This window comes from Clavibacter tessellarius, assembly GCF_001618005.1.
Classification (GTDB): domain Bacteria; phylum Actinomycetota; class Actinomycetes; order Actinomycetales; family Microbacteriaceae; genus Clavibacter; species Clavibacter tessellarius_A.
Map to the genome: position 1 here is coordinate 153973 of NZ_LQXA01000030.1, position 6795 is coordinate 160767.

The following is a 6795-nucleotide window of genomic DNA, read 5'->3' on the forward strand; positions in this document are numbered from 1 at the left end:
GCTTGCTCGCCGAGGAGGTCATACTCATCACTAGTGTCCGAGGGATGATGGCGCCGTAGCGTAAACAACTTGTGTCCAATACGCGCAGCAGTCCTTGTCGTGGCCTCAGGTGTGAGCCACACGCAGGTCCGCCGTCTGGAAGTTAGCTGCCTGCTTCGATGGGCACGTAGAGATGAGCACGTGCGACAACGATGCCGTGGCGGATTACGTAACACTCGACGTAGTGATCGCCGCGAAATGCCGTTGGCTCTCGGCGTTCGTTACCACCCGCATAGTTGCCTCTGATAATATCGCCGCGAATTTGGTCCCGGCGTTCCGCTTCCGGTCCCCGGTTAAGGACCTTCCAACGCACTTCGTACGGAAGTGGGACGTCCGTATTGTCGATCGTGAAGCTGAGAGTCTTTTTCGGTGGCAGTCGACGATGCTTGATTAAGTATTGAGTGAGGGAGATGGGGCGGAACCCAGCCTGCGTGACTATGCACGTGATGTCGAGCCCGTGCCGTATGTCTACCGCGTATTGGTCCTCAATGAATTGCTCGGTGTCGGTGAATCTTCCGACCGGCAATGCGGCGGCCGAAAGGGTTTTCGCCGTTGCGGGCTCCGCCGGCGAAGCTTTGCCAAATACAGCTCGCCACTTTTTGAACTCGCTTTTAGTGCCGGCCGCGCTGATGGCCTCGTCGCAGAGATCGGCACCCGAAGCTGCGCTTTTCTGAAATCGCTTCTTGACCTTGACGCGTTGTCGGCTCCCTAAGGCTACATAAAAATCATGGTCCTCTTGGTCGGCAAGGTAGCGCAGGAAATCACGTATCATTTCGCCGTAGAGCTCGGAATTTGAACTGTGGTGCGCGTCATGGCTGGTGAGGTAGTTGTAGGCCAGCGTGTCGACCAGTAGCCCGCCCATCACTATCCCGTGCTTGTTTCGCCAGGCCCTGGTCAGTTTGCAAAGCCGACGAAGATTGCCAGATGTTGTGTTGTTCGTCTCCTTAGTTGCGGCTATCTCGTCGCGCGGCTTCGTGACCTTCCACGAGTCACTGTAGGTGTCCGGGTAGTCGTACGACGTGTCATCGTTCTCGAAGACTGGCTGCACCTCGAACATAAAGTTAGTAAACTCAACTACTACAACGAGTCGGTCAACACGGACTGTCGTGTTGGAGTAGCGTTTTGCAATGGCATCGCGAGATCGCTGTAGCGCCTTACGCGGCCCACCAGCCGAGTGGTAGTCGACATTAAGGCTCGAGGGTAGAATATAGAGTAAATCCAGGTCTGAAATACCCTTAATGGCGGTCGCTCGACCATAGGATCCGACCATCAACTTGTTTGCGTCTGACCCCTCCAGGTCACGGAACTCGCTGTTTAGCGCTTTCGTTATTTCGTCTCTGCGGGTCGCAATATTTTCAGTTGTATCAACAGCCAGATTTGACAGCAGGGCGTCGAAGATGTCAGCGGTCTGCGTCATTGCCGTCCTCGCTTTCTTTGTTACTGTTTGGTTCATTGTCCCGTAGTCTTTCGGGTAGCAATAAGTCCAGTTCCGCCGAGGTGAATGTCAGATCTTCGCGGTTCTTCAACCGATCCTGCGCGGTTATGTAGGCCTCGGGGCTTGTCCGGGGGGCATCGCGAAGCACAGCGCCAGCAGCTTTCTGCAGGGCATCCCGCCGCTCCGCCGCCTCATGCGTCGAGACGTTGCCGGCCTTTAGATCGACGATGAGCGAGAGGTAGGACTCCCGAATGTCCCACAGCTGTGCCGCGGTATTACGATGCTGCTGCATCTCCTCGCCATAGCGGAAGGTACGATCGGCAAGGCTGGCGCCAGCTACCACGACAGCGACAAAAGAGGTCACCAGCGAGCCCCACTTAGGCTCGAGGAACACGCCCGCCAGCGACGCAATAAAGGTGCCGGACCCGGCCGCCACTAGAACAAACTTCACCACTCGGTGCTTGCGTGATCGGGCCTCAAATAGGTCTGCTTGGACTTCGTGGGTCTTTTGTGTGTACGCGATCCGTCCGTAGATTTCGCGCACCTGGCCAAGGAGGAGCGTGCGTTGAGTGTCAGTTGACCCTGCGGGTTCTGGCTGGTCCATGCATCCTCCGTGCGTCGACTCGACGTCGCCGGCGCGATGTTCAGTTCTTGAAGTAGTTCGGTGCAACTCGTCCGAGGCGGTCGTCTTGGGTGTCGGTGACATCTCGCAGGAAAACATGGCGGCCGATGTCAAAGTAGCCGTGCTTGTCGGTGCTGTACCAGACGTCGACGACTCGAAACCGCCGGTATGCCTGCCCGGGGACGAGCATGCCATCGCCCACTGACACCGGGACGTGGTAGTGCTCGTCCTGCCAGGCAAGCTCCCCTTCCACCCAGTACGTGTTGATCCATGGGTGCTGATCCTCGACCTTCACGGTGACCTCCTTCGGATGTTGTCCCACAATGTTGCGGCAGATGAATCATGCCGCACTACTGGCACAAACGGGCGTCATTTTTGTACCCACTTTGGGGGCAAATGGCGGGGCAGCGTCGGAGTCGCAGCTTTGGCGGAGCGCTGCGGGGTACGCCAAAGGCGTTTTTAGGAGCTGAAGCCCGGCGCAGCAAATCCCGATATTGTCTGTAAGTCCTTGTAGGTCGACTAAGGCGATAGTCGGGACAGGCGCTCCTCGTCTTCCAGAATGCAAGCCGCGCGTGGCGAAGTGGCTTCAAGGAGCGCGAAGGCCAATGGCTTGCTGTTGAGGCGAAGGAGTAGGTAAGCCGCGAAGGGTGCTGTCGCCGAGGGGGCTACGCCGGCAGGCACATCACCCGAACACCCGCCGCACCACCTCGAACTCCTGCTCCAGGCCGTCCCACTCGTCGGATCCGTCGGGCCGGCTCGACTCGTTCACCATCGCGAGGGCGCCCTGGAAGCCCGCGTCCTGGAGCACGCGGAGGGAGCGGGCGTAGTCGACCTCGTCGAGGCGGCCGTCGTCGTGGCGGTGCGCCTTGGCATGGCAGGTGACCGCGTGCGGGGCGATGCGCGCGAGCTGCTCGTGCTTGTCGGGCATCGTCCAGTTGCCGAGGTCGATGAGGAGGCGGATGTCGCCCGCGTCGGCCAAGAGGGCGAGCACGGCGTCGGCGTCGGGCATCATCTCGCGCCAGTTCTCGACGACCACCTGGATGCCCGGGTGCGCGTCCGCGAGCCGCGACATGCGCCGCGCGCTCGACGCGAGCAGCTCCGGGGTGGGCGCGCTGCGGCCGGCGCCGACGCGGGCGTGGTGCGCGCCGAGGGTGAGGGCGTCGTCGAGCCGCTCGGAGATCCACCGCTCGTGCAGGTCGGCCTCGGTGGGGTGCGTGAGGTCGCCGTCGTCGACGAGGAACGCGTCGAGCACGATGGCCGACGACTCGAGCGACGACCGCAGCTCCTCCAGGTAGGAGGCGTCGCGCGTGGGCAGCTGGAAGTGGGCGAGCTGCACCGCCCGGTAGCCGCGGCGGGCGAGCTCGGCGGGCAGGTCGAGGAGGTCGAGCGCCCCCGCGGCGCGGGTGACGGCGCCGGTTCCGTCCGGGCCGGCGACGCGCGGATGCCCGAGCGTCCCGTCGAGCGACCAGGCGTGGACGGCCTTGTCGGTGGGGCGGGTGGATCCGGTGGGACGCGTGGATCCGGTCGGGCCGGCGGACCCGCTCGGGCCCGTCATCGGATCGCTCCGGTCGGGTCGTGGGCGATGGCGTTCATGCGGCCTCCGGGTCGCCCGCATCGGCGCGGGGCATGCGTACGATCGTAGGCGCGGGCACGCCGCGGTGTCCGGGGTGATCCCGGGCCGACCCGGCCGCACGACGCCCGCTCCCCCGATCACCGCCCGATGAGGAGCGCCATGGACATCGTCGTCTGGAACGAGAACGTGCACGAGAGCCGGGGTGACGCGACGGTCCTGTCGCACTACCCGGACGGGATCCACGCGGTCGTCGCCGACGGCCTCCGCGAGCTGCTGGGCGACGAGGCGCAGGTGAGCACGGCGACCCTCCAGGAGGATCAGCACGGCCTCACCGAGGAGCGCCTCGCCGCCACCGACGTCGTCTACTGGTGGGGGCACGTCGCGCACGGCGACGTCTCCGACGAGGTCGTCGCACGCGTGATCCGCCACGTGCACGCAGGCATGGGCCTCGTGGTGCTGCACTCCGGCCACTACTCGAAGGTGTTCACGCGCCTCATGGGCACGACCTGCTCGCTCAAGTGGCGGAACGACGGCGAGCGCGAGCTGGTCTGGACCATCGCGCCGCAGCACCCCATCGCCGAGGGGATCCCGCACCCGATCGTCATCGACCGGCAGGAGATGTACGGCGAGCAGTTCGACATCCCGCGCCCCGACGAGGAGGTGTTCCTCTCCACCTTCGCGGGCGGCGAGGTGTTCCGCTCGGGCGTCGCGTACCACCGCGGACGCGGCCGGGTCTTCTACTTCTCACCCGGTGACCAGGAGTACCCCGTGTACCACCACCCCGACATCCGCCGCGTGCTCGCGAACGCCGCCCGCTGGGTCGCGCCGACCGACGGCCGCGCCGACCTCACGGCCGACGAGCACCCGCGCGACTGGTTCCTCGCCCGATGAGCGCCACGGAGAAGCCGGCCGCTCCCGCGTACGACGGCCCCCGCGTCCGCGTGATCCACGTCGGCCTCGGCGGCTGGGGCGGCGACTGGGCCCGCAACGCCGTGCCGCAGGTCGCCGAGATCGAGGTCGCAGGCGTCGTGGATCCGAGCGAGCCCACCCGCGAGAAGGTCCGCGCGCTGCTCGGCCTGCCGGCGTCGGTCGCGTTCGCGTCGCTGGCCGACGCGCTCGCCGCGGTGGAGGCGGACGCCGTGATCATCACCGCGCCGGCCGTCACGCACGCGCCGCTCGCGCTGGAGGCGCTCGAGGCCGGCAAGCACGTGATCGTCGAGAAGCCGTTCGCGAACTCGACCGCGGAGGCCGCCGCCGTGGTCCGCACGGCCGAGCAGCTGGGCCTCATCGTGCAGGTCAGCCAGAACTACCGCTGGTACCCGGCGCCCCGCCGCGTGCGCGAGCTGCTCGCGGCCGATGCGCTGGGCGAGGTCGCGACCATCGAGATCGACTTCCGCCAGTGGGACAACGACGAGCCCGAGGAGTACCCGCACTACCGGTTCCCGCAGCCGATCATCAACGACATGGCGATCCACCACTTCGACCTGATCCGCATGATCACGGGCCGCGAGGCCGTGCGCGTGTTCGCCCGCACCAGCCGCCCGTCGTTCAGCCACTACCGCGACCCGGCCGTCGCGTCGATGGTCATAGAGCTGGAGGGCGGCCTCATCGTCGACTACCGCGGCAGCTGGCTGCACCGGGGACCCGCGACGCCGTGGGCCGGGGAGTGGCGCATCTCCGGCGCCGACGGCGAACTGACCTTCACCAGCCGCGGCGAGGGCGTCTCGGCCGACCGGGTCGGGATCCGCGACGCCGCGGGCGCCGAGCGCGAGCTCGACCTCGAGACGCTCCCGCTCACGGGCCGCGCCGCGGGCCTCCGGGCCTTCGCCCTCTCGATCCTCGGCGGCCCGCCGCCCGAGACGAGCGGCCGCGACAACCTCGGCAGCCTCGCGCTGATGGAGGCCGCGGGCCGCTCCGCGGAGTCCGGACAGGTGGAGGACGTGCGCGACCCGCTCGCCGGCTGACGCGCCGGCCCGGCCGTCCCCGCGTCATGCAGGAATAGCCGGGCCGCGCCCCGCCTTGTGATCCGCGAGGCCCGACGGCGTGCCGACCCCGACCCCCGACCGAAGGACGGCCATGACCCTCACCGAGAGCACCACCCCCGCATCCACCGCCCGCACCGCCGACACGGCCGTGCCGCTCGTGCGCGAGCTCGACACCCGCTGGAGCCCGCGCTCCTTCGACAAGGACGCCACCGTCTCCGACGCGCAGCTCGACGCCCTGCTCGAGGCCGCGCGCTGGGCCCCGTCCGGCAGCAACCAGCAGCCGCGCCGCTTCATCGTCGCCCGCCGCGGCACGCACGCGTTCGACACGATCGTCGACTCGCTCGTCGGCTTCAACGCCGCGTGGGCCGTGAACGCGTCGGCGCTCGTCGTCGCGATCGCCGAGACCTCCACGGTCGAGGGCGAGAAGCGGCCCTACGCCGCGTACGACCTCGGCCAGGCCGTCGCCCACCTCTCCGTGCAGGCGCAGGCCGAGGGCCTGCACACGCATCAGATGGCCGGCGTCGAGTTCGACAAGCTCTCGGCCGCGTTCGACCTGCCCGAGAACCTGCAGCCGCTCACGGTCACGGCCGTCGGCACGGTCGCCCCGGCCGACGCGCTCGAGGGCCCGCTCGCCGAGCGCGAGACCGCGCCGCGCTCGCGCCTGCCGCTGTCCGAGCTGGTGCTCGTCCGCGAGTAGCGGATCCCGCGCGCCCGCGGCCGTCGACCTCCGGGTCGGCGGCCGCTGCCGTGCGCGGGCGGCGGGTCGGGCCGGGCGACGAGTCAGGGCGGGCGGCGAGGACGGGCGGGCGCGTCGGCCGATGCGGATCCCGCGGACTCAGCCGCCGAGCACGTGCCCCACGAGGTCGCGGAGGAACGGGATCGCGTCCTGCACCTGGTCGACGCCCGCGATCACGGTGGCGACGAGCGGCCACGCGGATCCGACGAGCGTCGCCACCACCGCGGAGACCGCCGCGACCCACGCGACGCGGCCGTCCCGGGTGCGGGCGGCGATGCCGAGCATCACGAGCGCGACCACCAGCGACACCCCGACGCCGAGCGCGATGAGGGTCACGGGCACGTCGAGCTGGCCGGCGGTCGCCGCGTCGGCCGCGCCGACGAACCCGAGCACGGGCAGCAGCAC

Annotated in this window: 8 protein-coding genes; 3 read left to right on the forward strand and 5 right to left on the reverse strand. The window is 67.6% G+C overall.

The features are described from left to right. Window positions 1-142: 142 nt before the first annotated feature. From AWH51_RS15710 to AWH51_RS08390, 4 genes are all read right to left on the reverse strand, one after another. A complete protein-coding gene (locus AWH51_RS15710; RefSeq protein WP_081234988.1) occupies window positions 143-1456 on the reverse strand; it encodes an SMODS domain-containing nucleotidyltransferase in 1314 nt (437 codons plus the stop codon). Beyond that, window positions 1440-2078, reverse strand: a complete 639-nt coding sequence (locus tag AWH51_RS08380) for an SLATT domain-containing protein (protein WP_063071627.1) — start codon at window positions 2076-2078, stop codon at window positions 1440-1442. The genes AWH51_RS15710 and AWH51_RS08380 overlap by 17 nt, the downstream gene beginning before the upstream one ends. 40 nt (window positions 2079-2118) lie before the next feature. Beyond that, the gene (locus AWH51_RS08385; protein ID WP_063071628.1) at window positions 2119-2391 is read right to left on the reverse strand and encodes a hypothetical protein; all 273 of its coding nucleotides are present in this window, start codon (window positions 2389-2391) and stop codon (window positions 2119-2121) included. A gap of 387 nt (window positions 2392-2778) precedes the next feature. Beyond that, window positions 2779-3651, reverse strand: a complete 873-nt coding sequence (locus AWH51_RS08390) for a sugar phosphate isomerase/epimerase family protein (RefSeq protein ID WP_063071629.1) — start codon at window positions 3649-3651, stop codon at window positions 2779-2781. A gap of 177 nt (window positions 3652-3828) precedes the next feature. Here AWH51_RS08390 and AWH51_RS08395 point away from each other — a divergent pair, with 177 nt between their 5' ends. The 3 genes from AWH51_RS08395 to AWH51_RS08405 all read left to right on the forward strand — a co-directional run bounded on the left by AWH51_RS08395 (window position 3829) and on the right by AWH51_RS08405 (window position 6351). Next, window positions 3829-4560: a ThuA domain-containing protein gene (locus AWH51_RS08395; RefSeq protein ID WP_063071630.1), complete on the forward strand. Its 732-nt coding sequence runs from the start codon at window positions 3829-3831 to the stop codon at window positions 4558-4560. Next, on the forward strand, window positions 4557-5633 hold the full coding sequence (locus AWH51_RS08400; protein ID WP_063071631.1) for a Gfo/Idh/MocA family protein: 1077 nt from the start codon (window positions 4557-4559) through the stop codon (window positions 5631-5633). Before AWH51_RS08395 ends, AWH51_RS08400 begins: the two co-directional genes overlap by 4 nt. A gap of 112 nt (window positions 5634-5745) precedes the next feature. After that, window positions 5746-6351, forward strand: coding sequence for a nitroreductase family protein (locus AWH51_RS08405; RefSeq protein ID WP_063071632.1), 606 nt, complete (start codon window positions 5746-5748; stop codon window positions 6349-6351). A 138-nt stretch (window positions 6352-6489) separates the two neighbouring features. Here AWH51_RS08405 and AWH51_RS08410 read toward each other — a convergent pair. After that, a partial coding sequence (locus AWH51_RS08410) for a hypothetical protein (protein WP_063071633.1) occupies window positions 6490-6795 on the reverse strand: 306 nt, incomplete at its 5' end.